We start from the raw sequence: 13,198 nt of genomic DNA, 5'->3' as shown, positions 1-13,198 counted from the left end.
CCTATACATCACTGTACCGCACGATGAACGATTTCACTTTCAAGCCGGACAAAGTAAAAGTTCCTGCTCCCCGCCGACGCCTGAGCCCCTCCGAAGAAGCATTCCAGTACTACCTGATTGCCCTTCATTACCGACTGACGGAGACACGGACGTATCCTCTGCCGTTTTCCCCGAGCAAAGCGGCACGGCTGCAGTGGCACTCCGGCGATATACCCAGTGCTTAGAGGTAACTCCAGAGCTGGCTGCTTCTCCGGCTCTTGAACCGGCCATACCAGCGACAGAGCGGATAGAGAGCGGCAATCAGGAGTATCCAGACGATGTAGACGAGAGAAAGTGTCAGTCCGTGATCCCGCATCACCCCGCCGGACCCGTTCCGGAAGTTGATCTCCGACCAGGCAATACCGTCCATCAGCAACACCCCGACGGCCAGGAAGTGAATGATTGCAAAGTGCAGCACGTAATAAAAGAAGGGAACACGACCAAATACCGTGAGGAAATCCAGGCCGGCTCCCCGTTTTCCTTCCAGCAGGCTTAACACGAGGATTCCCGGTCCCAGCGTCATCAGCGAATAGAGCAGCGAAGGTGGGTATTTAGTCGTGTTGATAAAGGAAAAAACCGTAAAAAGAGACGTTTTCTGAACCGACCACGGAGCAGGATCACCGTAAATATTTACGGCTCTGATCAGAATAAAGGCACCGATTGCTCCCAGCCCGATGATCCGCAGCAGGCGCCGACGCTCCTCCGCCCTGAAGCGGTTACCGTATAATTCCCCAAAGCAGTATCCCAGCGCCAGAATGCCGACCCAGGCCAGAACCGGGTACAGCGTTACTACGGTCTGCCCCGTAGAAAGCGGGATGAAGTTCGTCTGGTGCAGCATCGACCAGACCATTTCCATAAACGTTCCTTTGGCGAAAGACACCCCGTCCAGGGCGTTATGCCCGGCCAGAATCAGCAGACCGACGGCCAGGACGGCCCGTTTGGGCAGAAAAATCAGCCCGCTCAGAACCACCATGCTAAAACCGGTCGCCCAGATGACCTGGAGAAAGATCGTGGACATCGTCACGTCGAACCAGAAGATGAAATTGACCAGGGTCACTTCGAGAAGCATGAACCACAGACCCCTCGTCAGCAGAAACAGGCTCAATTCACGCTGATTCAGCTTCCGGCCCATCAGAAAAGCCGAGGTTCCGGCCAGAAAGACAAAGATCGGCGCGCAGAAATGCGTAATCCACCGGGTCAGAAAGAGGACCGGATACGTCGTATTCAGATCGGTGGCGTTATAGAAGAAGCCGTTGACATGCAGGAAGTCCCGCGTGTGGTCCAGGGCCATGATAACCATCACCAAACCCCGGAGCACATCGATGCTCTGGATGCGGGTGGCCGTACGGGTGAGAGGAAGGGTTGCAGTTACCGACATGATCGTTACGTACCTGTTGTTCAGGCACCAAGTTAACGGATCATGCCGTAATCAGGATCATGATTTTAGCATAAGGCAAGAAAAACCCCGGCCGTTGGGCCGGGGTTTTGAATTCATCGAACCTCTACCTCGATGAGTTTGGCAAACTCGTCGAACAGGTAGCGGGAATCATGCGGTCCCGGCGAGGCTTCCGGGTGATATTGTACGGAGAAAGCCGGCCGGTCTTTGCGCCGGATTCCTTCGATGGTATTGTCGTTCAGGTTGACGTGCGTCAGTTCAACGTCCCGGTGATCCTGCACTTCGTCGCCCTTCACCGCAAAGCCGTGGTTCTGGGAGGTAACCTCACAGCGACCGGTGATCAGGTTCTTGACCGGGTGGTTCAGCCCGCGGTGGCCGTTGTGCATCTTATACGTCGAGATGCCGCTCGCCAGGGAGAGAATCTGGTGGCCGAGGCAGATACCGAAGAGAGGCTTATCCGTTTCAAGCGCTTTCCTGACGGTTTCCACGGCGTAGGGCATGGCCGCCGGGTCGCCGGGGCCGTTGGAGATAAAGAAACCGTCCGGATTCCAGGCCGTGATTTCCTGGATCGGGGTTCTGGCCGGGAACACCCGACAGTAAGCGCCCCGGTCCGTCAGGTTTTTCAGAATGCTTTTCTTGACGCCAAGGTCCAGAACCGCCACTTTGAATTCGGCCTGGTTGGGGTCTCCGATTTCATAAATCTGTTTCGTACACACTTCGGACGACAGTTCCAGCCCTTCCATATCCGGGATTTCGTTCAGACGATGAACCAGAACGGCGGGGTCCAGAATTTCGGAGGAAATGATGCAGTTCATCACCCCTTTATTCCGGATGTGACGCACGACCTGGCGGGTGTCGATCCCGCTGATTCCAACGATGTTTGCCCGTTCGAAGTACTCCTGAAGCGAAGCGTCGGCTGTCGAGCGGGAATGAATCTGCGAGAAAAAGTTACAGACCATCCCGCTGATTTTTACGCTGTCCGACTCTTCTTCCTCGCGGAACTGGACCCCATAATTCCCAATGTGAGAGGTCGTGTTGACGATCACCTGCCCATAATACGACGGATCGGTATAAATCTCCTGATAACCCGTCATCCCCGTGTTAAAGCAAATCTCACCGCCTGCGGTGCCGATTTTACCTAATGCTAACCCTTTGAAAACGGTACCATCCTGTAGTACCAGCAACGCTTCTTGTTGTTGAGGACGTTTTTGCATTGGTTTGATTTATGACAATTGGTCTCCGGACCCGGCATTCGACCCTTTTCTAAACACAATTTTCGGGTCAAATGTCCAGCATTGGGTAATTATTGTTAATTATTATTTTACTACTCCAAAAAAAGGGGCTTAACCGAACGGCCAGCCCCTTTTTTATAAAAATCAGTGAGTCATCCCTTATTCTTTGGGTGCTTCGGTTTCGTCTGAAGTTTCCGTTTGACTGGCTTCCGGATCCCCGGCGGCCGGTTCCCCGGCGGCCGGCTCTGCGGCAGCGGCTGCGACAGGTGCAGCTTCGGCCGCAACTTCGGTGCCAGCTTTCTTACCGCTGCCACCACTGCCACCACGACGGCTCCGACGGGTTTTGGCCGGCTTCTCGGCGGCGGCCGTCAGCAGAGCCTCATTGAAGTCCACCAGTTCGATCAGGCAGGTTTCGGCGTTGTCACCCAGCCGGTTGCCCAGCTTGATGATCCGCGTATAGCCACCCGGGCGGCTGGAGATTTTGTCGGAAACGACGTTGAACAGTTCTTTCATCGACTCCTTATCCTGGAGGTACGAGAAAAGAACCCGACGGTTCTGGTAGCTGTCTTCCTTGGCGCGGGTCAGCAGCGGCTCGATGTATTTCCGCAGTTCTTTCGCTTTGGCTACCGTCGTCTCGATGCGCTTATGCAGAATCAGCGAGGACGCCATGTTCGACAGCATTGCCGCCCGGTGGGAATGGGTCCTGCTCAGGTGATTATCTTTTTTACCGTGTCTCATGGTAATTTGTACTGTTGGGGCCGACTAAGGTGCACTGTCACAGCCTGCTCAGGCGGCCGGATTGGTTAGTCCTCGTCTAATCTGTATTTAGCAATGTCCATACCGAAGGTCAGACCCTTCTCGGACACCAGTTGTTCTAATTCCGTCAGGGATTTTTTACCGAAGTTCCGGAACTTCATCATGTCGGAAATCTCCAGTTTTACCAGATCACCCAGCGTTTTGACGTCAGCGGATTTCAAGCAGTTGTAAGCACGGACCGACAGGTCGAGATCGGCCAGCGGGGTCTTCAGCAGCTTGCGCATATGCAGCATTTCCTCGTCGACGACGTTGTCCTCTTCGGCTTTGGCCGTTTCGAACGTCATCGTCTGGTCGGAGAAGAGCATGAAGTGCTGGATCAGGATCGTCGCAGCGCCTTTCAGGGCTTCCTCCGGGTGAATCGAGCCGTCCGTTTCAATGTCGAGCAGCAGCCGCTCATAGTCGGTTTTCTGCTCGACGCGCGTATTCTCAACGCTGTAACGAACGTTCTTGATCGGGGTATAGATGGCATCGATGGGGATGTGACCGAAGGGAAGTTCATTCGCCCGCGGCTCATCGGCAGGGATATAACCCCGCCCTTTTTCCACGATAATTTCCATCTCCAGTTCGCGGGTGTCGTCGATGTGGCAGATTTCCAGATCCGGATTCAGCACTTCGAACGAAGCCGTAAACTTCGATATATCACCGGCCTTGAGGACCGACTGGTTTTTGATCGTAACGGTAATCTTGTTATCGACCATGTCCGAGATCTTTTTGAACCGAACCATTTTCAGGTTCAGGATGATTTCGGTCACGTCCTCAACAACCCCTTCGATCGACGAGAATTCGTGCAATACTCCAGGGAACCGTACGCTGGTGATGGCATAGCCTTCCAGCGACGAGAGCAGAATTCTCCGCAACGCATTCCCGATGGTCACGCCGTAACCCTTTTCGAGTGGCTTGAACTCAAACAACCCGTGAAAGTCGTCAGCTCGCTCCATGACAACTTTATCGGGCATTTGGAACGCTAATATTGACATACGATTTTGTTGTTAACAGTCCGAAAATAGTTTTCAGCCGTCAGTTCTGGGTCGTCGGTAAGGTAGATAAAAAACCGATGACCATAACCGTCAGCTGAAAACGCTTATTTAGAGTACAATTCGACGATCAGCTGCTCGTTCACGTTTTCCGGAATCTGGTCGCGCTCCGGATAGCTCGTGAACTTGCCCTGCAGTTGTTGCTGATCCCACTCCAGCCAGTTATAACGCTTGGCACCCCGGGCCGACAGGCTGGTCGAAACGGCTTCCAGCGACTTCGATTTCTCGCGAACACCGATCAGCTGACCCGGTTTCAGGGAGTATGAGGGGATGTTGACTACTTCGCCGTCGACAATGATGTGTTTGTGAGATACTAACTGGCGCGCTGCCCGACGGCTCGGAGCAATGCCCATGCGATAGACGGTATTGTCCAGACGGGCTTCGCAGAGTTTCAGCAGGTTTTCACCCGTAATGCCCTGTTTAACGACGGCCCGGTGGAACAGACCCCGGAACTGGCGTTCCAGAATACCGTAGATATATTTTACTTTTTGCTTTTCCTGAAGCTGAACGGCATATTCCGATTGCTTCCGCTTACGACCCCGGCCATGCTGACCCGGACCGTAGTTTTTCTTTTGCAGTGCTTTGCTGGGGCCGAGGATCGGCTCGCCGAATTTACGCGAAATTTTGGCCTTGGGGCCAGTGTATCTTGCCATTTTTACTCTCAATGAATAACGTTAAACCATGAACAGACACAACCTAATGTCGCCTGTTCGTATTCATTCTACTAAAGCGAAGCCGATTAAACGCGACGGCGTTTCGGCGGACGACAGCCGTTGTGCGGCAGGGGCGTAATGTCTTTAATAGAGGTCACTTCGATCCCGCTGTTCTGGATGGTCCGGATGGCCGACTCACGACCGGCGCCCGGGCCTTTCACGAACACTTCAGCTTTCCGCATACCCAGGTCATGGGCAACGGCCGCACAGTTCTGAGCAGCCGTCTGAGCAGCATACGGGGTATTTTTCTTGGAGCCTTTGAAGCCCATTTTGCCCGCAGAAGCCCAGGAGATCACCTGGCCGGTGCTGTTGGTAATCGAAATGATGATGTTGTTAAACGTCGCCTTGATGTGAACCTGGCCGACGGATTCAACAACCACTACCCGCTTCTTCGCTTTATCTTTGCGTTTTGCTTGAGCCATTTTTGTTTGAGTTTGCAGCAGGCAGTCGAATCGGAAACCGTGGTTACCCCTTCGAAACTACCTGCTGGTCACTGGTTACTTCGTTGCTTTCTTCTTGTTTGCTACCGTTTTACGCTTTCCTTTCCGCGTACGGGAGTTGTTTTTCGTATGCTGGCCCCGAACCGGCAAACCTTTCCGGTGACGAAGTCCACGATAACAACCGATATCCATCAGTCGTTTGATGTTCAGCTGAACTTCCGACTTCAGAGCACCTTCCACTTTGAATTCCCCGGTGATGATGGTACGAATGGCGTTCGACTCTTCGTCGTTCCATTCATTGACCTTCTTGTCAACGGAGACCCCTGCTTTATTCAAAATTTTCTGCGCTGAGCTACGGCCAATGCCGAAAATATAGGTCAGAGCAATTTCACCGCGCTTCCGGTCGGGAATGTCAACCCCTGCAATACGTGCCATATTCAGTGATTATCCTTGTCTTTGTTTGTACCGTGGATTTTTCTTGTTGATAACGTAAAGTTTGCCCTTCCGGCGAATCACTTTACATTCAGCACTGCGCTTTTTAATGGACGCCTTGACTTTCATGGTTACTGCCGTTATTTGTATCTGTACACAATTCTTGCCTTGGTGAGATCATACGGTGACATCTCCAGCTTTACCCGGTCGCCGGGTAAGATTTTGATGTAGTTCATCCGCATTTTCCCGGAAATATGAGCGATTACCTCGTGCTTATTTTCGAGCTGAACCCGAAACATGGCATTGGAAAGCGCTTCTACAATCGTACCGTCCTGTTCGATGGATGTCTGTTTTGCCATTCGTTACGCTATAGTCGCTTCGTTGACTTCTATCATTAAGCTCGTATTGGCTGTCGCTTCTTCAATGTATTGGAATGTGGTCAGGATTTCGGCCTGGCCTTTCCGTATCGCTACGGTATGCTCATAATGGGCCGATGGTTTGCGGTCGGTCGTCCGGATTGTCCAGCCGTCGCGCTCCTGCACAATATTTTTCTTGCCCAGGTTGATCATCGGCTCAATGGCGATCACCATGCCTTCCTTCAGCTTGGCTCCCTGACCGCGTTTGCCGTAATTCGGCACTTCCGGGCTTTCATGAAGACTTTTTCCAACCCCATGGCCGACCAGTTCCCGAACCACCGAGTAGCCGAATTTCTCAACATAACTCTGCACCGCATGGCCGATATCGCCAATCCGCCCGCCTTCCGACGCTTTCTCGATTCCGAGGTAAAGAGACTGCTTGGTCCGGATAAGCAGGTTTCGAATGTCCTGGCTGATTTCTCCGACCGGGTATGTATAGGCACTATCGCTGTGGTAACCGTTCAGTTTAACTCCGCAATCGATGGAAACGATGTCTCCTTCCTTCAGTTCATACCGCCCCGGAATACCATGCACTACCGTCTCATTCACCGAGATACACAGCGCAGCAGGAAAGTTATTGTATCCCTTAAAAGAAGGAATTCCGCCGTTATCGCGGATATATTCCTCTGCCACCTTGTCCAGTTCCCTGGTAGTAAGCCCCGGCCGGATTCGTTTGGCTACTTCGGCATGGGCTTTCCCAAGGACCTGGGCGCTCGCTTTTATCAAGTCTATTTCCTGATCGGACTTCAGGTAAATCATCTTCCCTTAGGCGGCCACGCTCTCCGTGCGCCCCGTTACACGTCCTGACTTCATCAATCCCTCGTAGCGACGCATCAGGAGATAACTTTCTACCTGCTGCAGGGTATCCAGAACGACACCAACCATAATCAGCAGCGAGGTTCCGCCAAAGAACTGGGAGAAACCACGGGTCATTCCGAGCAGAACGGCAATCGCCGGCAGAATAGCGACGACGGCCAGCATGAGCGCACCCGGTAATGTGATTCGGTCAAGCACCTGCCCAATGTATTCAGAAGTCATGAAACCAGGTTTGACGCCCGGAATAAAACCACCGCTACGCTTCATATCGTCGGCAATCTGATTCGGGTTTACCGAAATGGCCGTATAGAAGAACGTAAAGACAATGATCAGGAAAGCAAACAATACATTGTATTGCCAGGAGGTATAATCGGCGAAAACCGTCTGAACCGTTCCGGCAAAGTCACTTTTTTCGGCAAACAGAGAGCCAACCAGCGAGGGAAGGAACATCAGCGCCTGGGCGAAGATGATCGGCATTACACCAGCGGCATTCAGCTTAAGGGGCAAATACTGCCGTTGTCCGCCGACGACCTTGTTCCCAACGACCTGTTTGGCATACTGGATCGGAATCCGGCGCACGGCCTGCGTCAGCACGACGGCACCCATCACGACAAAGAAAAGCGCCACAATCTCCAGAACGAAAATCAGAGCCTGAGCGGTTCCCCGTGACATGGCTTCTCCGATGATGGCTCCCGGGAAACGGCTCACGATCCCGATCATGATCAGCATCGAAATACCGTTGCCGATTCCTTTATCGGTGATCCGCTCACCCAACCACATACAGAAGATCGTTCCTGCCGTCAGAATGAAAACCGATACGATCCGGAACGTGGTCGGATTGATCAGAATGGCTTCGTTCGGAATCGTGGTCGTCAGGTAACTGATCGCCTGGGCGGCCGTAACGAATATCGTCAGGACCCGGGTAATCTGATTCAGCCGTTTGCGGCCGGATTCACCTTCCTTCTGCATTTTCTGGAAGTAGGGCAAGGCCAGCGTCAGCAGCTGAATCGCGATGGATGCCGAAATATACGGCATGATCCCCAACGCGAAGATCGAAGCTTTGCTGAAAGCTCCACCCAGAAAGGTGTCGAGCAAACCTAACAGCCCCTGCGGAGTCAGATTCAGTTTGTCCGGATCGACACCGGGCAGAACGATATGAGAACCCAGTCTGAAAACCGTTACGAAAAGCAGGGTATTCAGGATACGGGTCCTCAGCTCTTCAATCGAAAAGATATTCTGAAGGGTCGTGATGAATCGTTTCATTGTATTATCAAGCTGCTCATCCAAAAAAAGTCACCAAAGTTACAGAAAAAATCTGGCTTAACCTATTGAACGGACGAGCAAACTGATTAGAGCTTTACTGCTTTACCCCCCGCTTTCTCGATGGCCTCGGTGGCCTTCAGTGAGAAGGCATGCGCTTTTACTTCCACCGCCGACGTCAGTTCGCCCCGGCTCAGGATCTTTACCTTATCGTTTTTACTCACCAGACCGTTTTCCAGCAGCAGGTCAATATCAACGGCCGTTGCCTGGGTCTTCTGGATCAACTCCTGAAGAGTATCCAGGTTAATGGGCTTGTATTCAACCCGGTTGATATTTTTAAAGCCAAATTTCGGTACCCGGCGCTGAAGGGGCATCTGACCGCCTTCAAAGTTTTTCTTTGCGCTGTAACCGGAACGCGACTGGGCACCTTTATGACCACGGGTAGACGTACCACCCATGCCCGAACCAGTACCTCGACCTACTCGCTTGCGCTCCCGGACGGAACCTTTCGCAGGTTTGAGTGAACTTAAATTCATAATGAATTAGATTTCTTCGACTTTAATCAAGTGTTGGACTTTCCGAATGATACCGCCCAGTGCGTCGTTGTATTCAAACTCGACGCTGCGGTTGATTTTGCCCAGTCCGAGCGACTGCATCGCCAGCTTTTGCGTTTTCGGCCGCTTGATGGTGCTGCGGATCTGTGTAATTCTAACCCGTGCCATTTCTTATTACGGTTGTTATGGGATCTTACCCGTTGAAGACTTTGCCAAGCTTCACGCTCCGCTGGAAGGCTACCTGATGCGGAGCACGCATTTTCAGCAGGGCGTCGATCGTTGCCTTAACCACGTTGTGCGGGTTGGACGAACCTTTCGACTTTGCCAATACGTCGCGGATACCGGCGCTTTCCAGCACGGCGCGCATTGCACCGCCGGCGATAACGCCCGTTCCGGCAGAAGCCGGTTTCAGCAGAACGAAACCACCGCTGAACTTGCCTTCCATCTGGTGAGGTACGGTGTGCTTCAGAAGCGGAACCTGAACCAGGTTTTTCTTGGCATCTTCAATTCCCTTGGCAATCGCATCCGTTACTTCGTTTGCTTTGCCCAGGCCGTAGCCAACCACTCCGTTACCATCACCGACCACTACAATAGCGGCAAAGCTGAAGCGCCGGCCACCTTTTACTACTTTGGCAACGCGGTTGATCGCAACAACGCGCTCTTTCAGTTCAGACTCGTTAACCTTAGCGGGTCTTGTATTGGTTACCATTGTTTTGCTTAGAATTGAAGGCCTCCTTCTCTGGCACCGTCGGCCAGAGCTTTCACCTTACCATGATACAAATAACCATTCCGGTCAAAAACCACTTTCGTGATGCCGCTGGTAGTGGCTTTTTCGGCCAGTTTCTGACCTACCTGCTTTGCCAGTTCGACATTGATCCCTTTTTTCTCGCTACCGTTGACCTCGATGGACGAAGCGCTGGTCAGAGTGACCCCATTCTCGTCGTCGATGATCTGGGCGTAAATCCGGGCGTTGGAACGGAATACGGACAACCGCGGCCGGTCGGCCGTTCCGGCAACCCGGTTCCGGATATGATGCTTAATACGCAGTCTTCTGTTTGATCTTGTGACAGCCATTTTCGCCTGTGCTTATTATATGGTTCACCAATTATTTCTTGGAGGCAGACTTGCCTGCTTTCCGGCGGATGGCTTCACCCACAAACCGGACCCCTTTGCCTTTGTACGGTTCAACCTTGCGGAGTGAACGGATTTTGGCGGCTACCTCACCAATCAGCTGCTTGTCGATCCCTTCAAGAATAACTTTCGGATTCTGACCTTTTTCAGTTACGGCAGAAACCTTAATCTCGGCCGGAATCGAAACGTAAATGTCGTGGGAGAAGCCTAAGGTCAGCTGCAGGATATTGCCGTTCACCACCGCTTTATAACCCACACCGACAATTTCCAGTTGCAACCGATAGCCTTCGCTGACACCGGTTACCATATTGTTCACCAGAGCGCGATACAGACCATGAAGGGCCTTATGACGTTTCTGATCGCTCGGACGAACCACCCGAAGCTGGCCGTCGGCAATTTCTACCTTGATGTCGGGATTTACGCTCTGCGACAGGGTTCCCTTCGGGCCTTTCACAGTAACGACATTACCGCTCTCCACCGAAACGGATACCGTCTCCGGCAGCGCAATGACTTTATTACCTACGCGTGACATGGTTCCTGATTAGTAAACGTAACACAACACTTCACCGCCTACATTCAACGTCCGGGCTTCCTTGTCCGTCATCACGCCTTTCGAGGTCGAGACGATGGCCACGCCCAGGCCGTTTAACACGCGAGGAAGATCCGTCGAGCCTTTGTATTGGCGCAGACCCGGACGGCTTACCCGCTGCAAATCAACGATGGCAGGCTGCTTGGTCACCGGATTGTACTTCAACGCGATCTTGATACTGCCTTGGGGGCCGGTTTCATCGAACTTATAGTTCTGAATGAAGCCCTTATCAAAGAGTACCTTCGTGATCTCCTTCTTTATGTTGGAAGCAGGAATTTCAACGACCCGGTGCTTGGCGCGGATCGCATTTCTGATACGAGTCAGATAGTCTGCTATGGGATCAGTATTCATTTCCTCCTGATTATTAGCTGCAAACCCTCCCGGCGACTTGTACCGCCTGAAACGGGCCTGCAAAATTAGGGAATTGTTTCGATATTCGCTAAGGTCGCGTTAAATGCTTACCAGCTTGCCTTCGTTACGCCTGGGATCTTACCTGCCGAGGCCATTTCGCGGAAGGTGACGCGGGAGATACCAAACTTCCGCATGTATCCGCGCGGACGTCCCGTTAGTTTACAACGGTTGTGCAGACGAACCGGCGAAGCATTTTTCGGGAGCTTGTCCAGCCCGACGTAGTCTCCGGCAGCTTTCAGCGCGGCACGCTTGGTGGCATACTTTGCAACCAGGGCAGCCCGCTTACGCTCTCTTGCTTTGATGGATTCTTTTGCCATGTTCTTTTTTCGCTAAATGCGTTATTTTTTACCACCGGCGAAGGGCATACCCAGCGCTTTCAGCAGTGCAAAACTTTCTTCATCCGTGTTGGCCGTCGTAACGAACGTGATGTCCATCCCGGAGATCCGGTTCACCTTGTCGATGGTGATTTCCGGGAAGATGATCTGTTCCTTCACGCCAAACGTATAGTTACCATTGCCGTCGAAACCCTTGTCGCTGACGCCTTTGAAGTCACGTACCCGCGGAAGCGCTACGGAGGTCAGACGATCCAGGAATTCGTACATCTTCTCACCGCGCAGCGTTACTTTGGCGCCGATCGGCATGCCTTCGCGAAGTTTGAAGTTGGATACGGCTTTCTTTGCAATCGTCGGAACCGCCTTCTGGCCCGTGATCATCGTCAGTTCTTCGACACCGACATCGACCAGCTTCTTATCGGCGACGGCGGCCCCAATCCCTTTGTTGATGACGATCTTGGAGAGTTTCGGTACCTGCATGATGCTTTTGTACTGGAATCTCTCCTTGAGCTGGGACACAATCTCGTTCGTATATTTTTCTTTCAGTCTCGGAGTTGCCACTGTCGTATTCGTTTAATACGTTCCTGATTTTCTTTCTTAGATAAAGTTGCCGGACTTTTTCGAGTACCGCTGCAGCTTTCCTTTGTCATTCAGTTTCCGACCAGTGCGTGATGCTTCTCCGGTTGCCGGGTCAACCACTTTCAGATTACTGATGTGGATGGAACCTTCGCGTTTTTCAAGGCTTCCCTGGGGGTTGGCGGCTGAGGGCTTGATATGCTTGGTGATCATATTGACACCTTCTACCACTGCCCGTTGCCGGTCTACCAGCACACGCAGGATTTTACCGGTCTGTCCCTTTGAGTTACCGGAGATCACCAGAACGGTATCGCCCGACTTAACGTGTAACTTTTTGGGCTTATCTGCTACATTCTTCATTGCTTACAATACTTCTGGAGCCAACGAAACGATTTTCATAAACTGCTTCTCACGCAACTCACGGGCAACCGGCCCGAAAATCCGGGTACCGCGCGGCTCGTCATTGTTGTTCAGCAGCACTGCCGCATTGTCTTCGAAGCGGATATATGAGCCGTCTTTCCGGCGAACTTCCTTTTTCGTCCGTACGACAACGGCTTTGGAAACAGTTCCCTTCTTCATGTTACTGGAAGAAAGGGCCTGTTTCACGGTCACAACGATTTTATCGCCGACCGTAGCGTAGCGTTTGCCCGTACCACCCAGGACCCGGATGCAGAGTACCTCCTTGGCACCGCTGTTATCGGCAACGCTCAAACGTGATTCTTGCTGGATCATGGATTACTTCGCCTTTTCAATGATTTCGACTAATCTCCAACGCTTGTTCTTGCTCAGCGGACGAGTCTCCATGATGCGTACCGTATCGCCGATCCCGCAGTCGTTGTTCTCGTCATGGGCCATGAACTTCTTCGTACGGTGCATAAACTTACCGTAGATGGGGTGCTGTACCTTCCGGTCGACGGCAACGGTGATGGATTTGTCCATCTTGTTGCTGACCACCTTACCGATTCTTTCTTTTCTTAAATTTCTTGCTTGCTGCTCCATGGTTCGATACCG

The 13,198-nt window shown here is 52.3% G+C and carries 22 protein-coding genes; all 22 read right to left on the bottom strand.

Going from position 1 to position 13,198, the window contains the following annotated elements; all coding sequences use genetic code 11:
- Window positions 1-220: 220 nt before the first annotated feature.
- Window positions 221-1,417 carry an acetyltransferase domain-containing protein gene (locus DX909_RS13145; RefSeq protein ID WP_128545633.1) on the bottom strand — a complete coding sequence of 399 codons (1,197 nt, stop codon included), beginning with the start codon at window positions 1,415-1,417 and terminating at the stop codon, window positions 221-223.
- Window positions 1,418-1,530: 113 nt separating this feature from the next.
- Window positions 1,531-2,649: a glutamine-hydrolyzing carbamoyl-phosphate synthase small subunit gene (carA, locus tag DX909_RS13140; protein ID WP_128545632.1), complete on the bottom strand. Its 1,119-nt coding sequence runs from the start codon at window positions 2,647-2,649 to the stop codon at window positions 1,531-1,533.
- A gap of 177 nt (window positions 2,650-2,826) precedes the next feature.
- A complete protein-coding gene (gene rplQ, locus DX909_RS13135; protein WP_128545631.1) occupies window positions 2,827-3,405 on the bottom strand; it encodes a 50S ribosomal protein L17 in 579 nt (192 codons plus the stop codon).
- 65 nt (window positions 3,406-3,470) lie between these two features.
- Complete coding sequence (locus DX909_RS13130; RefSeq protein WP_128545630.1) at window positions 3,471-4,460, bottom strand: DNA-directed RNA polymerase subunit alpha; 990 nt, start codon at window positions 4,458-4,460, stop codon at window positions 3,471-3,473.
- Window positions 4,461-4,564: 104 nt separating this feature from the next.
- On the bottom strand, window positions 4,565-5,170 hold the full coding sequence (gene rpsD, locus DX909_RS13125) for a 30S ribosomal protein S4 (RefSeq protein ID WP_128545629.1): 606 nt from the start codon (window positions 5,168-5,170) through the stop codon (window positions 4,565-4,567).
- A gap of 86 nt (window positions 5,171-5,256) precedes the next feature.
- On the bottom strand, window positions 5,257-5,652 hold the full coding sequence (rpsK, locus tag DX909_RS13120) for a 30S ribosomal protein S11 (protein ID WP_128545628.1): 396 nt from the start codon (window positions 5,650-5,652) through the stop codon (window positions 5,257-5,259).
- A 75-nt stretch (window positions 5,653-5,727) separates the two neighbouring features.
- Window positions 5,728-6,105, bottom strand: coding sequence for a 30S ribosomal protein S13 (gene rpsM, locus DX909_RS13115; protein ID WP_128545627.1), 378 nt, complete (start codon window positions 6,103-6,105; stop codon window positions 5,728-5,730).
- A gap of 9 nt (window positions 6,106-6,114) precedes the next feature.
- Complete coding sequence (gene rpmJ, locus DX909_RS13110) at window positions 6,115-6,231, bottom strand: 50S ribosomal protein L36 (protein ID WP_038119933.1); 117 nt, start codon at window positions 6,229-6,231, stop codon at window positions 6,115-6,117.
- Between the two features lie 11 nt (window positions 6,232-6,242).
- Complete coding sequence (gene infA, locus DX909_RS13105) at window positions 6,243-6,461, bottom strand: translation initiation factor IF-1 (protein WP_038119936.1); 219 nt, start codon at window positions 6,459-6,461, stop codon at window positions 6,243-6,245.
- 3 nt (window positions 6,462-6,464) lie between these two features.
- On the bottom strand, window positions 6,465-7,277 hold the full coding sequence (gene map, locus DX909_RS13100; protein WP_128545626.1) for a type I methionyl aminopeptidase: 813 nt from the start codon (window positions 7,275-7,277) through the stop codon (window positions 6,465-6,467).
- A gap of 6 nt (window positions 7,278-7,283) precedes the next feature.
- Complete coding sequence (gene secY, locus DX909_RS13095; RefSeq protein WP_128545625.1) at window positions 7,284-8,597, bottom strand: preprotein translocase subunit SecY; 1,314 nt, start codon at window positions 8,595-8,597, stop codon at window positions 7,284-7,286.
- 86 nt (window positions 8,598-8,683) lie between these two features.
- The gene (gene rplO, locus DX909_RS13090) at window positions 8,684-9,130 is read right to left on the bottom strand and encodes a 50S ribosomal protein L15 (protein WP_128545624.1); all 447 of its coding nucleotides are present in this window, start codon (window positions 9,128-9,130) and stop codon (window positions 8,684-8,686) included.
- 6 nt (window positions 9,131-9,136) lie between these two features.
- Window positions 9,137-9,316 (bottom strand): 50S ribosomal protein L30, encoded by a 180-nt coding sequence (gene rpmD / locus DX909_RS13085; protein ID WP_128545623.1) that lies wholly within the window; start codon window positions 9,314-9,316, stop codon window positions 9,137-9,139.
- Between the two features lie 25 nt (window positions 9,317-9,341).
- Window positions 9,342-9,857: a 30S ribosomal protein S5 gene (gene rpsE, locus DX909_RS13080; RefSeq protein ID WP_128545622.1), complete on the bottom strand. Its 516-nt coding sequence runs from the start codon at window positions 9,855-9,857 to the stop codon at window positions 9,342-9,344.
- An 8-nt stretch (window positions 9,858-9,865) separates the two neighbouring features.
- Window positions 9,866-10,222, bottom strand: a complete 357-nt coding sequence (gene rplR, locus DX909_RS13075; RefSeq protein WP_128545621.1) for a 50S ribosomal protein L18 — start codon at window positions 10,220-10,222, stop codon at window positions 9,866-9,868.
- A 31-nt stretch (window positions 10,223-10,253) separates the two neighbouring features.
- Window positions 10,254-10,811: a 50S ribosomal protein L6 gene (rplF, locus tag DX909_RS13070; RefSeq protein ID WP_128545620.1), complete on the bottom strand. Its 558-nt coding sequence runs from the start codon at window positions 10,809-10,811 to the stop codon at window positions 10,254-10,256.
- A 9-nt stretch (window positions 10,812-10,820) separates the two neighbouring features.
- Window positions 10,821-11,219: a 30S ribosomal protein S8 gene (gene rpsH / locus DX909_RS13065; RefSeq protein ID WP_128545746.1), complete on the bottom strand. Its 399-nt coding sequence runs from the start codon at window positions 11,217-11,219 to the stop codon at window positions 10,821-10,823.
- 107 nt (window positions 11,220-11,326) lie between these two features.
- Window positions 11,327-11,596 (bottom strand): 30S ribosomal protein S14, encoded by a 270-nt coding sequence (gene rpsN, locus DX909_RS13060; protein ID WP_128545619.1) that lies wholly within the window; start codon window positions 11,594-11,596, stop codon window positions 11,327-11,329.
- 21 nt (window positions 11,597-11,617) lie between these two features.
- Window positions 11,618-12,172, bottom strand: coding sequence for a 50S ribosomal protein L5 (rplE, locus tag DX909_RS13055; protein WP_128545618.1), 555 nt, complete (start codon window positions 12,170-12,172; stop codon window positions 11,618-11,620).
- A 36-nt stretch (window positions 12,173-12,208) separates the two neighbouring features.
- Entirely contained in the window at window positions 12,209-12,547 is a 339-nt protein-coding gene (rplX, locus tag DX909_RS13050; RefSeq protein WP_128545617.1) for a 50S ribosomal protein L24, read from the bottom strand.
- A gap of 3 nt (window positions 12,548-12,550) precedes the next feature.
- Window positions 12,551-12,919 carry a 50S ribosomal protein L14 gene (rplN, locus tag DX909_RS13045; protein ID WP_128545616.1) on the bottom strand — a complete coding sequence of 123 codons (369 nt, stop codon included), beginning with the start codon at window positions 12,917-12,919 and terminating at the stop codon, window positions 12,551-12,553.
- A gap of 3 nt (window positions 12,920-12,922) precedes the next feature.
- Window positions 12,923-13,186, bottom strand: coding sequence for a 30S ribosomal protein S17 (gene rpsQ, locus DX909_RS13040; RefSeq protein ID WP_128545615.1), 264 nt, complete (start codon window positions 13,184-13,186; stop codon window positions 12,923-12,925).
- Window positions 13,187-13,198: the final 12 nt, after the last annotated feature.

It is taken from the genome of Larkinella soli, assembly GCF_003703975.1.
GTDB lineage: Bacteria > Bacteroidota > Bacteroidia > Cytophagales > Spirosomataceae > Larkinella > Larkinella soli.
Note: the sequence above shows the minus strand (reverse complement) of the source record. Positions and strands in the feature narration are given on the sequence as shown.